A 14,739-nucleotide genomic window follows, 5' to 3' on the forward strand; every position below is an offset into this window, starting at 1 on the left:
TTAGGTGTGAAACTTCCCAGTAAAAAGTTGGTAAAGTTTTATAACCCGCTTGGAGGTGGGGCATGGCTTTGTGTAGGATGAGCCCACAGTGATAGCGTGGAGCCCCCTATGCCGGTTATGAAAGAGGCTTGAACAACCATGGAACGTCCGCAGATCAGCAAAGTGTCACCGGTACAGGTGGAACAAACGGTGGAAGAGGCCTTTATGGCCATTATCCGCAGCCAGTTTGAGCAGGTATTGGCGTGGGAGCCGTTGGCCCTTGAGGGGAGTGATTCTGAAGGGGTTCATCAAATGCGGGTGGCCTATCGGCGCATGCGCAGTGCCCTAACGACGTTTCGGCGGGCCATTCCCCGTGAGGTGAGTCGGCAGATAGGCAGTGAGATGCGCTGGGCAGCCAGCTCTTTGGGGCCTGCGCGGGAAGTGGATGTGTTTCTGGAAGAGGGCTTGCCGCAACTGCATGGGCACCTAAACATGGCGGAGGGTGAACAGCACCTGACGGCGCAGAGCCAACGCTTTCGTCAGCAGAGCTACCAGCAGGTGCAAGCCGTGTTGGAGAGTGAGCGTTACCGGCAGTTTAAGCGTCATTTGGATGTTTGGTTAAAAGAACGGGGCTGGCGGGTAGAGATTCAAGAGGCCAGTAAATTGGAGCGTTTGGATGGCCCCATCGCCAAGTTTGCCAGTAAGGTGTTAGAAAAGCAGATGGCGCGGGTGATGAGTGATGGGGAAGAGATAAGCCGTCTCTCTGCCGAGGAGCTCCATCAGCTGCGCATTGATTGCAAAAAGCTGCGTTATGCCACCGATTTTTTTCGTGAGCTCTATCCGGCCAAGCGGGTGGATGCCTTTATTGGTGAGCTTAAACAGGTGCAGGATCTGTTGGGTATTATGAACGATGGGGCGGTGATGCCGGCTTTGTTGGATGAGATTTTACAGGGGGTTGAGGATGCCCCGGCGCGTAGCTATGCTGATGCGATATTGGGTTGGCGGGCCTATGCGTTAGAGACGCAACGGGGCCAATTGCCAGAGCGTTGGGGACATTTTATGGCCGCCCCGCTGCCCTGGGCCGAACCCCGCAAACGCAAGGGTCAGCGGGGGTAAGCGGGCAGGCTGGTGGATGGGGTGAGCCTGCTGCGAAAACGCCAACGTAGCCTGTAGACCAGAACAAACACGCCTTGGCTGACATGCTGGAGGGGCCTCTGCTCACTCAATCCGCACATTGCGGTAGAAGGTGTTGAGGATGTCACGGGCGGCATAGCGGGACTCTTCATCACGACGATAGTAGACAATGTGGGGGAGGTTAAGTCCTGATTGGGCGTGGCGTTTTGTTACCACCAGCGCACGAGGGGGCACGTAACCTCGGTAAACTTCGCCCCGGATCTCATCAATGATGGGGGTCTCCCGCTCTAGATCAACACTGCCCACCAAAATCGCCTCGCTGCTTACCAGCACCCCCGCTGAGACCTTGGAAAAAGAGCCAATAAAAGCGCGATCCTCAATCACCGCCGGTACCAACTCCACCGGACGCATCGCCCCGCCCACCGTGGCATTTTTAGAGATCTGCACCCCCATGCCAATGTGGGCACAGGAGCCGACCATGGCGCCATCGTCAATAAAGACATCCGAGCTAACATAGGCCCCCATCTCAATCCGAATGCCTTTGTGTATCGACTTTGGACCAATAAAACACCCTTTTTGGGCAATGGCCGGTGGCGCAATAATGATCTTGGCCGCCTCAAACTGCGTTTCGGTCCAGTTGCTAAATTTTAGATGCCGGTTATCCCAATAAAAAGTGCGACCCGGATCCATCACCGATTTAGATTCCAAACTATCCCCCAACATGCGGTTGGGAACCAGCCGGTCATAGATGATTAAGGCCCGTTTGATCCACCAATTAACCGCCCAGTTGTGGCGAGCATCCGCCCGCAGTGGATTGATGGCGGCCACGCTGATAATGCCATCATCCAACATTTGGATGGTCTCATGGATGGTGTCCCGCAGCAGGCTGTCCATGGCGCTGGGGGTGTGCTGCATGCCCTCTTCCCAGGCCAGATCAATGAGTGCCTCAAAGCGTAACAGACGGGCATAGAGGGTCTCTTCATACTCATCGCAGACTGTGGAACCGGGACAGGTAATGCGACACACCGCATCTTTGGCGCAACTCCAACGGTCGCTGGGATCGGCATCAGGGATAAAAATGGGCTCAATAGGAATGGGTGTCATGATACCAGATCGTAGGGTAAGTGTTGAGCATGAAAGGTAACACCAAAGTTTCTCAATCCAAAACCCCCGAGGTATGCGGTAAAACGCAGTAAACCACGTTTTAAGCAAGGGTGCTGAATCCAATCAATGGGAATATGCCCCGACGAGCATGGGTATAAGTGAGCGGACGGATCAAAAAGTTGTCATAAATAGGCCTGCTTATCCGGGCTGTGTCAGGGTTTTGTGCGCTCCCTCCACAGAACATGGGCGCGGGAGGATGGTGCGACTGACAGCGTTGCTATACCTTCCCCTTTTGCATCGCTAAAAGGGTGAGCCAAGCGGGCAGAGCTTGGTAAAGATCGGCCACCAGCCGATAGTCGGCCACCGCGTGGATGGGGGCGCCAGGGTCGCTGTTGATGGAGACAATACAGCCGGAATCCTTCATCCCTGCCAGATGTTGAATGGCCCCCGACAGCCCCACCGCAATGTAGAGCTTGGGGGCCACCACTTGGCCGGTCTGCCCCACTTGCAGGGCATTGTCCGCTAAGCCGGCATCCACCGCCGAGCGGGTGGCCGCCACCGCCCCACCCAAGGCATCGGCCAGCGCTTCGATAAGGGCAAAATTGCCCGCCCTCTCCAGCGCTTGCCCACCGCATACCACAATCTCCGCCTGACACAGATCGGGCCGGGCATCCTCCCGGTGGCGTCGTTCCAACAAGCGGGTAGGGTGGCTTGGTGCACACTCAGCCGCAGTGACGATGGGACAAGGTTGCGCGCCTGTCGGGGCGGGGGAGAAAGCGGTCAGGCGGAGCGTCGCTAAAATCGCCCCCGCAGAAGAGTGTAGGGTGACTAAGGCATTGCCCGCATGGGTGGGACGTACAAACGAGCGGGCATCCTGGATGGCCACCACGCCAGTGAGGGGCTGCCGCCCCAGCAGGGCGGCCACGCGGGGTAAGAGATCTTTGCCCCAACGGGTTTCCAACATAAAAAGGTGGCTGGCTTGCAGCGCTACAAAGCGATCCCGTATAAGGGGTGCTAAATTTTCTGCCGTCATGCAGGCCAGCGCCACCGGTTGATGCTCCACCAATTCGACCCCTTGCAAGCTGGCGGCTTGTTGCAGGGCGCTCTCCTGGGCTGCTCCAATGACCAGCAGTGTGCAGCTCGCGGCGCACTGGAGCGCCGCCGTAACACCGTGTGCCGTGGCGGGATGCAGCGATTCCCCTTGAAGCTCCACCACCAGCAAAACCCGGTTATCCTTCATGTAAAAGCCCCTCTTTGCGTAACATGGCATGGAGCGCTTCGACCGAATCCACCCACTGGCCCATGGGGCGCATGGGGGGCGGCTGTTGCTGTAACCGCTGCCATTGAGGCGTAAGATCAACCCCAAACGCAGCGGCATCGAGCTGCTCTAGGGGTTTGCGTTTGGCTTTGACAATATTGGGTAGGCTGGCATAACGCGGTGTGTTGAGACGGAGATCTGTGGTGATCACCGCAGGTAAGGGTAGGCTCAACCGCTCCTGCCCATCATCGGTTTCCCGCTGGACCAGCAGTTCACCATCCGCTACCGCAAGGTGGGCGGCAAAGGTGGCCTGGGACCAGCCCAACAGCCCCGCCACCAGTTGCCCCACCTGGCTATCATCTTGGTCCACCGCCTGTTTGCCGGCGATCACCAACGAGCAGCTCTGTTGGTTGACCACTTGGGCCAGCAGGCGGGCAATCACCAAGGGCTCCAGATCGGCGGGCCCATGCAGGCGGATGGCTCGGTCCGCTCCGATGGCGAGCGCTGTACGCAGGGCATCATTCCAACACTCTGGGCCGATGCTGCAACAGATCACCTGCTGGGCATGACCCGCTTCTTTGAGCTGCAAGGCCGCCTCTAGGGCGATCTCATCAAAGGGGTTGATGATCGCTTTGCTGTCACTTGCATCCACACCACCACCATCCGGGTACCAACGGATCGGGGTGGCCGGATCGGCAACCTGCTTGATGGGCACTAAAATGTTCATTTTTGCAGCAACGACTCAATGGTTTTAACCACATCGCCATAGTCGCCGTGGGCAACCACCCGATAGCGTCCATTCACCACCACCGAAGGGGTGCCTTGAATGCCATATTGACGGGCCAGACTATTGACCTGGGCCACCTTGCCAAATACAGCAAAGCTATCCATGGCTTCTTCCAACTTTTTGGCATCAATTCCGGCCTCGCTGGCGATTTTAAGGATATCCTGCTCCTCATCAATCTTGTAGCGGTTGTCGTCAAAATTGGCGGCAAAGATAGCCCGTTTCATCTTTTCGCCTACCCCAAGGTACTCGGCGGCAAAATAGGCTCGTACCGGGGTATCGGGTTGGCTGCCCCAATAGACGGGTAGACTATGCACGTTGAGTTTACCCTGATAGCCGTGCGCCCATTTCTCTAAAACCGGATAAAAATCGTTGCAGTGGGGGCAATGGAAATTAAACACCTCCACCACTTCGGGGGCTTCGCCCTGGAGTGCCACGGGGGGGTTGATCAGGTGATAAAGTTTTTCATTATCACCAGCTTGGACGGGGCTTGCCAAGCCCAAAGTTATGGCAAAGGCTAGCCATAAACGTAAGTAAAAACGCATGGTTGCTGCTCCAATCAAAAAGAAATTTAGCCCTCAATCAGGGTAAAAGAGGTCTCAATCTTGGCGGTCTTACCCAACATAATCGAGGCTGAACAGTAGCTCTCCATGGAAAGATCAATGGCCCGTTGCACCGCCTTTTCCGGAATCTGTTGACCGGTCACGGTAAAGTGCAACTGAATATGGGTAAATACGGCGGGCTGGCTGTCGGCCCGCTCAGCGGTAATCTCAGCCACGCAATCGGTGACTTGATGACGTCCCTTTTTAAGGATCGACAGCACGTCAATGGAGCTACAGCCCCCCATACCGATGAGCAATAGCTCCATGGGGCGAATGCCCATCTCACGCCCACCTACCGCCTCGGCGGCGTCCATGACAACGGTGTGACCTGAGCCAGACTCGCCCAGCATCTGCATGCCCTCAATCCATTTTACCCGTGCGGTGGTGGCCATAAATCGTTTCCTTGGTGGCTGTTAAACGGCGGAGTGCATAAAAATCCTGCGCCGTAAGGGTTGTTTTAATGGTCCGTCATTCCAGACCGATAGAATACTGTATGATGTTGCAGGACCACTTGGCAACCAATCGAGAAAGCCTGCCATTTTCATAACCCCTGATTTTAGAAAAGGGGGTATGCTTAACGTGTGGAGGGCGTGGGCTTGGTCGTGGATGGCCTGCGTGGTCGGCAGCACATGGGGTCGCAGAGGGTCTTGTAAGGGGATAACCAAAATGAGCGAACTGAGCGCCGAAAAAACCCAAGAGTTGCGCGAGTTACTAAGCCGTTGCGAGGGTCAACGACACGCCGTGGTGTTACAGGATTTTCCCGATCCCGATGCCATCTCCTGTGGCTTTGCCTACGCCATCCTCGCCGATGCCTTTGGTATTGAAACCGAGCTGATCTTTGGTGGGCGGGTGAGCCATCAAGAAAACATTGCTTTAATCAATTTGTTGGATATTGAACTGATTCAGATTGTTGAGAGCAGCCTGCTCAACCAGGAGCGGTTTCAAGGTGCGGTGTTTGTGGATAGCCAGGGGACCACCTCGAACCTGACCCAGCCTATCAAGGATGCAGAGATTCCCATTTTGGTGGTGATCGACCACCACGCCAACCAAAATTTTCTTACCCCGGAATTCTTTGACCTGCGTAAGGTCGGCGCTTGTGCTTCGATCCTGACCAGCTATTTTATGGATGAGATGGTGGTGTTAAAGACCACCAAACCGGAACATCGGCGTTTGGCGACAGCACTGATGCACGGCATTATTTCTGATACTGGGGCCATGATCGGGGCTGCGCAGTTGGATTTTCAGGCGGCCGCTTTTTTACAGCCCATGTGCGATGGTGACATGCTCACCGAAATTATGCACCAACAGCGTAGCCACCGGGTGATGGAGGTTATTCGCCAAGCCCTCGCCAACCGTATCGCCCGCGAGGGCATTTGCCTATCGGGGGTGGGCACCATCCGCGCTGAGGATCGAGATGCGATCCCCCAGGCGGCGGAGTTTCTGCTTACCGAAGAGACGGTGCATACCGCTATTGTCTTTGGTTTGGTCACTTATCCGGATAATCGCGAATCGGTTCAGGGCAGTTTACGGACCACTAAACACTCCTTAAATCCAGATACATTTCTAAAAGAGACCTTGGGTCAATCCCATACAGGTGAGTATTATGGGGGGGGTAAAGCGATGGCGGGGGGGTTTGAGATCCCCTTGGGATTTCTCTCCGGTGCCGACGACCCTGAATTGGCGGCGATGAAATGGGAGGCTTATAATGCCAAGATCCGCAAAAAATTCTTCTCTAAAATCGGAGATGATTAGCGGAGTTGATCCACAGACCCATCTACCCTCGGGCAAGCCCCGCTGGTTAAAGGTCAAGGCCCCCACCTCGCCAGGCTATCTTAAGCTCAAGGGCATGCTGCGCCAGGGGGGGCTGCACACCGTGTGTGAAGAGGCGACCTGCCCCAATATCGGCCAGTGCTGGCATGAGGGTAGTGCCGCCTTTATGATCTTGGGGGATACCTGCACCCGTCGTTGTGCCTTCTGCAATGTTAAGACCGGTAAACCTCTGCCCCCCAACCCCGATGAACCCCAGCAGTTGGCCTTAACCGCCCAGCGCATGGAACTCAAACATGTGGTGATCACCTCGGTGGATCGGGATGATCTGGAGGATGGTGGGGCGGGTCAGTTTATTGCCTGCATTCAAGCCCTGCGGCGGGTGCTGCCAGAGGCTTCGGTAGAGGTGTTGACCCCCGATTTCCGGCATAAGCAGGGTGCTTTGGAGCGGCTGGTGGCAGCCAGACCCGATGTGTTTAACCATAATGTGGAGACGGTACCCCGGCTCTATGCCAACGTGCGGCCAGTCTCCAGTTATGCCTTCTCCCTAGAGGTGCTGCGCCGTGCCAAACAGCTCAATCCTGAGGGGATGACCAAGTCGGGCATTATGCTGGGGTTGGGGGAGGATGAGGCTGAAGTGCTGGCGGTGTTTGCCGATCTGCGTGCCGCCGGGGTGGATTATCTGACCGTGGGACAATATCTGCGACCCAGCCCCGCCCACCATGCGGTGGTGCGCTATTGGGAGCCGGAGCGCTTTGAGGCGTTGGGGCAGCAGGCTTTACAGCTGGGTTTTAAGCGGGTTTCCAGCGCACCGTTGGCCCGTTCCTCATTCCATGCCAGCGAGCTCCACGGGGTAGACAATGCATGAACCGCGTGCGGTGGTGGTGGTGCATCGGGATGTCTGGGCGTATCAGCAGGCATGGGAGCAGCAGTTAGCCTGGGTGCAGGCCATTCATGAGGGGCAGCGCCAGGATACCCTGATTTTATTGGAGCACATGCCGGTCTACACCCTGGGTAAACGGGCCACGAGGGCGGATGTGTTGCGGCAGGATATTCCCGCTGTGTACACCGACCGGGGGGGGCAGGTGACCTACCATGGACCAGGGCAGCTGGTGGTCTATGTGTTGTGGAACCTGCGTGGTCAGCTACACGGGGTGCGGGCCCATGTGGCCCGCTTGGAAGAGATGGTCATGGAAGTGTTGGCCCACTATGGTGTGGTGGGCCAGCGTGATGGGGCGGGGCCGGGTATCTGGGTGGGGGATGCCAAGATTGCCTCCATCGGGGTACGGGTAACGCAGGGGGTGACGCTGCATGGCCTGAGCCTTAATCGCGATCCTGATCTCAGCCATTTTCAGGGGATTATCCCCTGCGGGCAGGTGGGCAGGCCGGTGACATCGCTGGCGGCATTGGGGGTGGCGGTATCCCGTCAGGCGCTGGAGCAGCGCATGGTCGAGGCTTTTGAAAGGCAGTTTAATGCCCGTTGTTGGGAGGCGTCATAACCCATGTCTTGGTCCCCTGAAACACCGTTTTTAGCGGTGGATATTTTAATTGAGTTGGTGGATCGTCCAGGCCGTCCGGTGGTCCTCATCGAGCGGGTTAATCCACCCCATGGTTGGGCGATTCCCGGTGGTTTTGTGGATCGCGGCGAGCGGGCCGAGCAGGCTGCTGTGCGCGAGGCGCAAGAGGAGACCTGTCTGGATGTCACCTTGACTGGGCTATTGGGGGTCTACTCCGACCCCAAGCGGGATGCTCGTTTGCACACCTGTAGTTTGGTCTATATGGCCGAAGCTACCGGTCAGCCGAGGGCGGCGGATGATGCAAAAAATGTACGTTTGGTCGATCCCGCTGCGCCAGGGGTTGCGCTGGCATTTGATCATGGGTTGATTTTAAGGGACTTGGTTGCTTACCGTAAGCAGGGGCGGTTGGCGCCCTTGCGCATGGATGAATCGGATTAAAAGGGAGTAGTTTCCCATGCTGGGACAGAAGCAAAAATGGCGGGTGGTTGGGGGCGTATTGGTTGGGTTGGCGCTGCTGTTGGGCAGTGCTCCCCTGCATGCGGGTGCTTGGCCGGTGGCGGTGGAGGGCGACAAACTGCCCACCCTGGCCGATATGCTGGAGCGGACCACGCCGGGGGTGGTGAACATTGCCACCAGCGGTTCGGTAGAGGTGGCGGAGACGCCCCTGTTGAACGATCCCTTTTTTCGGCATTTTTTTGATATACCTACCATGCGTCGGGCGAAAAAGATCCGCTCGTTGGGCTCGGGGGTGGTGGTGGATGCCGCGCATGGTTACATCCTGACCAACCATCATGTGATCGACAAGGCACAGGTAATTACCGTGACCTTGCATGATGGGCGGGCCTTGAAAGCGGTGCAAGTGGGGGCAGATCCCGAGACCGATGTGGCGGTGATTAAGGTAGAGGCGAAGGATCTGCATGCCCTGCCCTTAGGCAATTCAGATATCCTGCGGGTTGGGGATTTTGTGGTGGCCATTGGTAACCCCTTTGGTCTGGGGCAGACGGTGACCTCGGGCATTGTGAGTGCGCTGGGGCGTAGTGGTTTAGGCATTAAGGGGTATGAGGATTTCATTCAGACCGATGCTTCGATTAATCCGGGTAACTCGGGGGGGGCCTTGGTCAACTTGCGTGGGGAGTTGGTGGGGATTAACACCGCCATTTTGGCCAAGGGCGGTGGTAATGTGGGCATTGGTTTTGCTATCCCCGCCAACATGACCAAGCAGTTGATGGCCCAATTGATTGAGTATGGCGAGGTGCGCCGTGGGCTCCTGGGTATCTCCAGCCAGGATCTCACCCCGGAGTTGAACCAGGCCTTTGGGCTGGAGCATCAACATGGCAGTGTGGTAACCCGTGTCACCCGTGGTTCAGCGGCCCAAAAGGCGGGTTTACAAGCAGGGGATATTATTACCGAGGTCAATGGTGTGGCGGTGCGCAATGCAGCCCATATGCGCAATTTAGTGGGGCTGCTGCGGGTGGGGGAGGCGGTGCAGTTAACCCGTCTGCGGGATGGTCATAGCCGCACGGTCAAAGCGGTGGTTGAGGCTTCTAAACGGGAGCAGATTGAGGGCAGCCGGTTAAGCCCCCGCCTTGAGGGCGCTGTGTTGGAAAAAGAGGAGCAGGATGAAAAACCCGGCGTGGTGGTGCGCAAGGTGGTCCGGGGCAGCATGGCCGCCCGCATGGGGCTGCAAGAGGGGGATCGTCTCCTTGAAGTCAACCAGCAATCGGTGAAAAATTTGGCCGATATGGGGAAAGCGCTAGCTGTGGATGGGCGGCAGATGCTGCTCACCTTGGAGCGGGGTGAGCGTCGGATACGGGTGATGGTACGCTGAGGGGGGGTGTGCCACGGCTCCTGCCCTGTCCTGACCTGCGCGTTCAAAAAGAGGGCGTGGGGCGCAGGGGTAGAGCGCTGCAACATCCAACATTATGATTTTCAGGAGTGGTTATATGCAGCAAAAATCGACAGACAAGCCCGCACCATTGCCTCGGCGTCAATTTATTAAGGGTACGTTGGCGGCTACCGCCACGGCAGCGGTGGCGGCTCCCGCGATCGTGAGCAGCAAGGCCCGCACCCGTTGGCAGATGGTCACGGCGTGGCCGCGTAATTTTCCCGGTTTAGGCACGGGGGCCAATGCGTTGGCAAACCTGATTACCGAAATGAGCGGTGGACGGCTAGAGGTGCAGGTTTTTGGGGCAGGGGAGCTGGTGGGGGCCTTTGAGATCTTTGATGTGGTCTCACGGGGTACGGCGGATATGGGGCATGGTGCCTCCTATTATTGGAAGGGCAAACATCCCGCCACCCAATTTTTTTCGGCGGTGCCGTTTGGTTTGACCGCGCAGGAGATGAACGCTTGGATCTATCAGGGGGGCGGTTATGAATTGTGGCAGAAACTCTATGCTCAGTTTGATCTGATCCCCGGTGCGGCGGGCAATACCGGTACCCAGATGGGGGGGTGGTTTAACAAAGAGATTCATAAGGTCGAGGATCTGCAAGGTCTGAAGATGCGCATGCCCGGTTTAGGGGGGGAGGTGCTCAAGCGGGCCGGGGGTACGCCGGTGAACATTCCCGGTGGGGAGATTTTTGCGGCGCTACAAGCGGGTACCATTGATGCGACAGAGTGGGTGGGGCCGTATAATGATCTGGCCTTTGGTCTCTATAAGGCGGCCAAATATTATTACTATCCGGGCTGGCATGAACCGGGTACCACCCTTGAGTGTTTTGTCAGTCGCAAATCGTTCGAGAAGTTGCCGAAAGATCTGCAAAGCATCGTGCTTAACGCCATTCGGGTTGCAAACCTCAATATGTTGTCGGATTTTACGGCGCGTAACAATGCCGCCTTGGAGATTTTGGTCAACAAACACAAAGTCTCGCTGCGGCGTTATCCCGATGAAGTGTTGGCCAAACTCAAAACGCTCTCCGATGAAGTGGTGGCGGAAATCGCCCTTGAAGATCCCCTCTCTAAAGAGGTGTATGACTCCTTTCGCCGTTTTAGGGATCAAGCGGTCGCCTGGAATCGGGTCTCGGAACAGGCCTATGTAAATGCCCGTCAAGTCTAAGGGGGGCATCTGTTGGTGAACGGAAGCACCAGCGCGCCTAGGTAAGGGGTGCCACCTATGGTAGGGTGATGCTTTGGGCCGTGTGGTGAGGGATGTTTTATTCAACCGGCCACAGTGATTGTCCCTTTGGTTTGTCGCCAGCCTTTATTTAGTGAGTGATTTATGCAACGTACACTAATACTTGCCCTGCTGGCCCTGCTGTTATGCAACCACGCTGGGGCCGAAGATCTCTGGGATCCTGAAAAGGCGGTGTTGGTGCAGCGGCTGCAACTGAGCCAGGATAACGCGGAACTGACGGGTAAGGTCTATCTGCACACCCTCTCGCCCCTTAAAGTGGAACTTAAAATTGCCCACTTTAAGGGCCATATGGAGAGCGTGATCAAACTCGTCAGTACCTGGACCCGCAAGCAGAGCGGGCTGGAGATGTGGCGACAATTGGGTGTGACCACCATTAACAATGGCTCTTTACGGGTTAATGGTACCCAGTGGGCAGAGTTAACGGCTGAGCAGGTACAGTTTCAACAGGGTGAGATAAATCAACTGAGTGTGGTGGCCCAGGGTGACCGCTGGCGGGGTTCTTTTGAGCAGTTGCGGCTTACCGACAATGTGGGGCGTATGCGCTTGCCCCAAGGGGTGTTCCCCTTGCAACTGACCCAGTTGCAGGGCAGTGGTACACCCAGCCACGCAGACATCACCATACTGGCGGCACAAATACCGCAACTGGCCTTACAGCCGGTGCATCTTAAGGCCAGCCATGCGGACCAGCGGGTTATGTTTGTGGTGAACAGCCGTGGTGGTGCGCTGTTTAGTCAGCCCCTGTGGCAGTTGGTGCGGGATCATCCCCCGTTAAGTAAACGGCTGTTGGCCCAGGAGCAACATTTGGGTATTCGGTCTCTTACCCTGGCGCAGGGTACCCTTAAATTGGGCAAAACCGAACTGCGCGGTATGTGGCCCCCCAGCGGCCCCAAAAATCCCCTGAAGGGGTGGAGAGGGGATGCCCAGTTGAGTATGGAGGAAGGCTTGCTCAGTTGGGTGGGGGCCGAGCATCTACCGCTACCCTTTAAGGGGCAACAACAGGCCACGCTGCATGCGATGCTGGCGCGGATAGGCATCTCTGATGGACAGCTATTATTGCAACAGGGCTCTGGTGTGGTAAGGCTGTTTGATGGGGAGGTTAAACTCAAGAGTATTCGCCCCGCAACGCTCTATCCCAGTGACAGTGACACCCTGGGTTTTCGGGCCGATTTAGAGGGGGTTCACCTCTCCCCTTGGCGTTGGCAGGGGCACTTGACTCGCACTGGTGCTGGTGGCATGCCCTACAGCTTGAGTGCGACCGACCAAGGTTCGGGTCGGTTGGAAAGTGCCGGTATGGTGCTGCCCTTGTGGGGCAAAAAACAGGTTGGGTTGAGCATTGATGCAGCCTACCTAACCCTGCGGGATAATCAAGCACCCTTTGTCATTGAGTCTGCGCCGCTGCCGCTAAAAGTGGAGATCAAGCGTCTGGGTTGTGGTCAACAGCGGGGGACCAGCACGGTGCAGTGGCAGAGTGGGCAGAAGCCCTTAAAGCTCTGTCAACCCCAACCATAAGGGTGGCTAGCACGGTTGGTGTGCAGCTTCGGACGGGTTGCTGAGGGGTTCTCCCCTGCCACCAACCTGCTTGGAAGGGTTGTTGCAGGCTTTAATAAAGGTACAAGCACCGACTGCGTTGGTAGCTTGCCGCGCTGGCGGTGCCTACAGCCAGGTAAGCGCGTTGTGTTAAAAAATACCCCAAACTGCTCAAGAAATAGGTAGCCCCCCGTAGACTGCCCCTGCCCGATATCCACAAGGCCTCTGCCATGCAGCCAACATTAGGAATCCCCCTAGATGAGCCTGGAGGTGTAACGGCTTGCCAGATCCTCGCTGAATGCCTACCAAAGCAGCCGCATGGGGGGCCGGTCCCATGTTATCCTAGGCGCTTTTCCAAGCGATCCATGTAAGCTTGTAGGGAGCCGTCAGGATCACGCAGCATATGTTTGACAAACATTTGCCGGGATTTTTGTAGCAGGCGTTTGGCCTTTTTTTTCTGCCCCTTCTCCAGGGCTTCTTCCGCTAACACTAAAAAGGTGCGGTGAATACGCCGTAACATGGTGAGGGCGTGTACTCGGATCTGCGGGTTCCAGGAGTAGAGATCCAAGGCCATTTCGGTATAAAACAGCGCATTCCGCCCAGCGGGACGGGAGAGCGCCTTCTCCTTGAGTGCCGCATCGGCCTGAAGCAGCAGCTGCATGGCAAAACCTGGGTGCTCCATGTCAGGGGTCACGGAGGGCGCGTGGCTTTTCAAATCAGGGGATGCATTTAACACAAAATCTGCGGTCGCGAGATTGGGCAGTTGCATAGGCTCCTCGGCCACGCCGTCATGGCTGGGTCGCGCCAACTGCCAAGCCCCAGCCGAGAGAGGTTGCTCGGGGCTTGTTAGACGGGGGGCCGTTTGGGGTTTGGCTGCTGCGGGTTGCTCAAGCAGAGCGGCAGCACCTGCCAAACCAAGATTGGCCAAGGTTGGTGCGGGTTCACCCGCAGGGGCCGTGCTGGGTTGACTCAGCAGCGCAGGCAGCTGGGTAGGGGTTTCCTGGGGCTGCTCTGGGCGGGAGGTCGTGGCAGCAAGATGGGATTCTGGTCGCCGCTTGTCGGTGGCCTCTGGGACAGGGGTTTGATGAAGCACGGTTTGGCCACTCAGCACCACCGCTTTGGGAACAGGGGCGGGTATGGCCCGCTTGACCGCCGCCGTCGCTGTGCGATCCGCCCGTTGCGGTAGGGATGCTGAAAGAGGCGCCGTTTCACGACGTTCAGTCGATGGGTGGGGGGTGGCTGACGTCGCTCTGTCCTGGGAGGCCTTAACCTTGGCAGGGGGTTGTGCCAACCGAGCGGGTTGCCCAGCCATGCTTGGGGCATCCACCGTTCCCTCAGGGAGGGTGGCGGGCTTGATAGCCGTTGGGGTTTGTGCGGCGGGCGTGGCTGGGGTTGCGGTTTGTGCCGCAGCGGGAGCAGGCGTGGCTGGGGCTTGCGCGGCGGCCTCTTCGGGCGTCTCTGCATCGGCCAGCGTCTGCTCATCCTCCGCCGTCTCGGTAGTGCTGCGGGTGGATTTAGGGCCACCTAGGGGGGCATAGCGAACAGGCCAGGATCTCTGCCAAGTTTGCCCGACCTTAAAGGGTTGAGGAACCACTTTTTGGGTGGGAAAGGGGCGCCGTTTGCGTGCTTTCCAGGTTTGAGCATCGGCCAACTGCATGGGCAATAATGCCGGTGCGCTTTGATAGCTGGTACCATAAAGGTTCGCCCCCAGCAGCTTATCCAGGGGACAGCGCTCCTTACCCGCACAGGGGGGGCGGTGGGGTGATAGGTGGGACGCAGCCCCCTCTGCGGCGCGTAGCTGTTCGCTGGTGAGCTCTTGATGCAGTGGGGGGGCAACACTGGGCAGAGAGGGCGGCTCCAGCTCGTTTTGTGCCAAGGCAGGCCCGCTGCTTAACAAAGAGAAACATACCACCATGTAAGAGAGTTGACGCATCAA

At 57.3% G+C, this 14,739-nt stretch carries 14 protein-coding genes; 8 read left to right on the forward strand and 6 right to left on the reverse strand.

Going from position 1 to position 14,739, the window contains the following annotated elements; translation table 11 throughout:
- The first annotated feature begins 138 nt into the window (after window positions 1-138).
- The gene (locus MMC1_RS02685) at window positions 139-1,095 is read left to right on the forward strand and encodes a CHAD domain-containing protein (protein WP_011712212.1); all 957 of its coding nucleotides are present in this window, start codon (window positions 139-141) and stop codon (window positions 1,093-1,095) included.
- 102 nt (window positions 1,096-1,197) lie between these two features.
- Here the strand turns inward: MMC1_RS02685 and MMC1_RS02690 are convergent, their stop codons facing one another.
- The 5 genes from MMC1_RS02690 to MMC1_RS02710 all read right to left on the reverse strand — a co-directional run bounded on the left by MMC1_RS02690 (window position 1,198) and on the right by MMC1_RS02710 (window position 5,253).
- Window positions 1,198-2,217, reverse strand: coding sequence for a 2,3,4,5-tetrahydropyridine-2,6-dicarboxylate N-succinyltransferase (locus MMC1_RS02690; protein WP_041640681.1), 1,020 nt, complete (start codon window positions 2,215-2,217; stop codon window positions 1,198-1,200).
- A gap of 277 nt (window positions 2,218-2,494) precedes the next feature.
- A complete protein-coding gene (locus tag MMC1_RS02695; protein WP_011712214.1) occupies window positions 2,495-3,457 on the reverse strand; it encodes an electron transfer flavoprotein subunit alpha/FixB family protein in 963 nt (320 codons plus the stop codon).
- Window positions 3,447-4,202, reverse strand: a complete 756-nt coding sequence (locus tag MMC1_RS02700) for an electron transfer flavoprotein subunit beta/FixA family protein (RefSeq protein WP_011712215.1) — start codon at window positions 4,200-4,202, stop codon at window positions 3,447-3,449. The genes MMC1_RS02695 and MMC1_RS02700 overlap by 11 nt, the downstream gene beginning before the upstream one ends.
- The gene (locus MMC1_RS02705) at window positions 4,199-4,804 is read right to left on the reverse strand and encodes a thiol:disulfide interchange protein DsbA/DsbL (protein WP_011712216.1); all 606 of its coding nucleotides are present in this window, start codon (window positions 4,802-4,804) and stop codon (window positions 4,199-4,201) included. Before MMC1_RS02705 ends, MMC1_RS02700 begins: the two co-directional genes overlap by 4 nt.
- A gap of 26 nt (window positions 4,805-4,830) precedes the next feature.
- Entirely contained in the window at window positions 4,831-5,253 is a 423-nt protein-coding gene (locus tag MMC1_RS02710; RefSeq protein ID WP_011712217.1) for an OsmC family protein, read from the reverse strand.
- A 274-nt stretch (window positions 5,254-5,527) separates the two neighbouring features.
- Between MMC1_RS02710 and MMC1_RS02715 the strand changes: the two genes are divergently transcribed.
- From MMC1_RS02715 to MMC1_RS02745, 7 genes are all read left to right on the forward strand, one after another.
- Window positions 5,528-6,613, forward strand: coding sequence for a DHH family phosphoesterase (locus MMC1_RS02715; RefSeq protein WP_041640683.1), 1,086 nt, complete (start codon window positions 5,528-5,530; stop codon window positions 6,611-6,613).
- Window positions 6,567-7,496 (forward strand): lipoyl synthase, encoded by a 930-nt coding sequence (lipA, locus tag MMC1_RS02720; protein WP_227665293.1) that lies wholly within the window; start codon window positions 6,567-6,569, stop codon window positions 7,494-7,496. The genes MMC1_RS02715 and lipA overlap by 47 nt, the downstream gene beginning before the upstream one ends.
- Window positions 7,489-8,127: a lipoyl(octanoyl) transferase LipB gene (gene lipB / locus MMC1_RS02725; protein ID WP_011712220.1), complete on the forward strand. Its 639-nt coding sequence runs from the start codon at window positions 7,489-7,491 to the stop codon at window positions 8,125-8,127. The genes lipA and lipB overlap by 8 nt, the downstream gene beginning before the upstream one ends.
- Before the next feature lie 3 nt (window positions 8,128-8,130).
- Window positions 8,131-8,583 (forward strand): NUDIX domain-containing protein, encoded by a 453-nt coding sequence (locus tag MMC1_RS02730; RefSeq protein WP_011712221.1) that lies wholly within the window; start codon window positions 8,131-8,133, stop codon window positions 8,581-8,583.
- A 16-nt stretch (window positions 8,584-8,599) separates the two neighbouring features.
- Entirely contained in the window at window positions 8,600-9,973 is a 1,374-nt protein-coding gene (locus MMC1_RS02735) for a DegQ family serine endoprotease (RefSeq protein ID WP_011712222.1), read from the forward strand.
- A gap of 115 nt (window positions 9,974-10,088) precedes the next feature.
- Window positions 10,089-11,198, forward strand: coding sequence for a TRAP transporter substrate-binding protein (locus tag MMC1_RS02740; protein ID WP_011712223.1), 1,110 nt, complete (start codon window positions 10,089-10,091; stop codon window positions 11,196-11,198).
- 162 nt (window positions 11,199-11,360) lie between these two features.
- Entirely contained in the window at window positions 11,361-12,785 is a 1,425-nt protein-coding gene (locus tag MMC1_RS02745; RefSeq protein ID WP_011712224.1) for a hypothetical protein, read from the forward strand.
- A gap of 355 nt (window positions 12,786-13,140) precedes the next feature.
- Here MMC1_RS02745 and MMC1_RS02750 read toward each other — a convergent pair whose 3' ends face one another.
- Complete coding sequence (locus MMC1_RS02750) at window positions 13,141-14,736, reverse strand: hypothetical protein (RefSeq protein WP_011712225.1); 1,596 nt, start codon at window positions 14,734-14,736, stop codon at window positions 13,141-13,143.
- Window positions 14,737-14,739 lie beyond the last annotated feature (3 nt).

It is taken from the genome of Magnetococcus marinus MC-1, assembly GCF_000014865.1.
In the GTDB taxonomy this organism is placed as follows: domain Bacteria; phylum Pseudomonadota; class Magnetococcia; order Magnetococcales; family Magnetococcaceae; genus Magnetococcus; species Magnetococcus marinus.